This is a genomic window from Streptomyces sp. NPDC101151 (assembly GCF_044768335.1).
Classification (GTDB): domain Bacteria; phylum Actinomycetota; class Actinomycetes; order Streptomycetales; family Streptomycetaceae; genus Streptomyces.
Genome location: NZ_JBIWPP010000123.1, coordinates 1 through 2,361, shown reverse-complemented (window position 1 = coordinate 2,361; position 2,361 = coordinate 1). Strand labels below are relative to the sequence as shown.

Annotated in this window: 2 protein-coding genes; both read right to left on the bottom strand. The window is 66.8% G+C overall.

Features of this window, described 5'->3' with window-relative positions; all coding sequences use genetic code 11:
- Positions 1 to 54: 54 nt before the first annotated feature.
- Positions 55 to 825 carry an IS21-like element helper ATPase IstB gene (istB, locus tag ACIRU3_RS47610; protein ID WP_331755823.1) on the bottom strand — a complete coding sequence of 257 codons (771 nt, stop codon included), beginning with the start codon at positions 823 to 825 and terminating at the stop codon, positions 55 to 57.
- Entirely contained in the window at positions 822 to 2,240 is a 1,419-nt protein-coding gene (gene istA, locus ACIRU3_RS47605) for an IS21 family transposase (RefSeq protein WP_404070712.1), read from the bottom strand. The genes istB and istA overlap by 4 nt, the downstream gene beginning before the upstream one ends.
- Positions 2,241 to 2,361: the final 121 nt, after the last annotated feature.

The following is a 2,361-nucleotide window of genomic DNA, read 5'->3' as shown; positions in this document are numbered from 1 at the left end:
TGTCGGCGTACGGACTTGTGTCCCCAGTCCCGTACCTTTCTTCGTCCCCAGCTGTCAGGCCACTTCGGTCTCGCGCTCGATGGCTTGGAGGCGGTTCTTGAGCCGGTAGCTGGGGCCGTTGATGGGGACGACTTCGCAGTGGTGCAGGAGCCGGTCGAGGATCGCGGTGGCGAGGACTTCGTCGCCGAAGACCTGGCCCCATTCGCTGAAGGTCTTGTTCGAGGTCAGGATGATCGACCCTTTTTCGTAGCGCTTGGAGATGACCTGGAAGACCAGGTTCGCCTCGGCGCGTTCGAGCGGCTGGTAGCCGACCTCATCGACCACGAGAACGCTCGGCCGCAGGTAGGAGCCGAGTTTGCTGGTCAGACGCCCTGCTGCCTCGGCGGCTTTGAGGTTGCGGACCATGTCATCGAGGCTGGTGAAGTAGATCGAGTAGCCGGCCCGGCAGGCCGCGACCGCCAGCGCGATCGCGATGTGGGTCTTGCCGACTCCGGGCGGCCCGAGCAGGGCTGCGTTCGCCTTGGCCTCGACGAAGGACAGGGTGGCGAGGTCTTTGACCTTGCGGGGGTCGAGATCCGGCTGGAACGAAAAGTCGTACTCATCCAGCGTCTTGTGGTGCGGCAGCCTCGAAAGCCGCAGGCCCTGGCGGAAACGGCGGTCGTCACGGACGGCCAGTTCCTCGGAGAGGACCAGGTCGAGGAAGTCGAGGTAGCCGAGCTTGCCCTCGTCCGCGCGACGGGTGAACTCGTTGATGGTTTCCGCCAGATGGGGCAGGCCGAGCTTCGCGGCCGTGGTGCGGATCCGGTTGCCAGTCAGCTCGCTCAAGACGATTCCTTCGTGGCGCGGTGGGTGGTGAAGGGGCGGGTGCCGGTCAGCTCGTCATAGACCGACAACGGCCGGCGGCCGACCTCGACCTGGGTGGCGGCGGCCCGGTTCAGCAGGGCCTGCAAAGGTCCGGCTTCATCGCCCAGGGGGCGGTGGTGACGCGGCTGGAGGGGGACGTCGCCGGTGGTCGTCCGGCGGCCCTTGCCAGTGGGCAGCCCGTCCCAGTGCGTTTCCTCGACCACGCGGACCCCGCGGCCGACCGCCCTCGGGTGCATGGCCAGCAGTGTTTCGCCGCCTGAGTCGGGGACCGTGGAATGCAGCATGACCTGCGACTTCGTGGCCCGGATCTCGACGAGCTGGCGGGGGCGGACCTTGCGGGCAGGCACCGAGTAGAGGTTGCCGCCGAACGCGATCAGGCAGTCCTTGCCGACCGGCCGCAGGTGCCGTTCGGCCACCAGATATGGGGCCGGCGGCAGCGTTTTGAGGGCTGCGTGGTCCCGGGCGGCACGATGCCCGATCACCTCGCGGTGGGTCTTGTGGATCTGAGCACGTCGCTGCGGCACCCAGGCCGTGAACGCGGCGTCCATCTCCTCGATCGACGAGAAGGACCGCCCGGAGAGAACATGGTCGCGGACGATCAGCACCTGGCGTTCGACGCGGCCTTTGCCGGTGGGCCGATAAGCGGCCAGCACGTCGATGTCGAAGTCGTAGTGCCCGGCGAATCCGACCGCTTCCGGATGCAGCGGCACCGCCTCGCCCGGGGCGACGTGCCGGCGCACGACCGTCTTGGTGCGGTCGTAGACGACCGTCATCGGCACCCCGCTGAAGTGCGCGAACGCCCTCCGGTGGCAGTCGAAGAAGGTCTCCAGATCCTGGCTCGTGGTGAAGCAGCAGAACGGGTCACGGGAGTACGACAGGGTCATGTGGAACGAATAGACCTTCCCGATGCCCATATGCGCGAGGATCTTGCCCTCGTCGCCCCAGTCCACCTGGGCCTGGGCGCCAGGGATCACCTCGAACCGGCGGTGCATGCCCGCCAGTTCCTTCGGCGTGATGCCGAGTTCCTCGGCGACCCTGGGCCGGGCTTCCTGAACGTAGAGCTTGACCCGCTGGTAGTTCCCAGTGAACCCGTACTCCGCGACCAACCGCTCATGGATGACCGCGGCCTTCATCAGGACTTCGGCCCGCAGCATCGCATCGACCAGCGGCGCGAACTCGTCGATCACCCTCGCTCGGGACCGTCCGTTCGGCGACCTCCGCGGCGGCGTCGCCGGCCCTGGCGACGAGAGGTACTTCCGCACCGTCTTACGGTCCAGGCCCGTCTCCCGGGCGATCTCCGACAGGCTCAATGCCCCGGACTCCAACAGCCCACGGAAACGCCGCAGTTCCAACCAGCGATGCGGGTCCAAGACCATCGTCAGCCACCCTCCACCGTCACACCGACAGCAGCAGAGTGCCGAGCGACAGGGTTTACCGCTTCAACATCTGTCCCTTTTCATCCGTACGAAGCTGAGGACGTAAGTGTGTACGCCGACA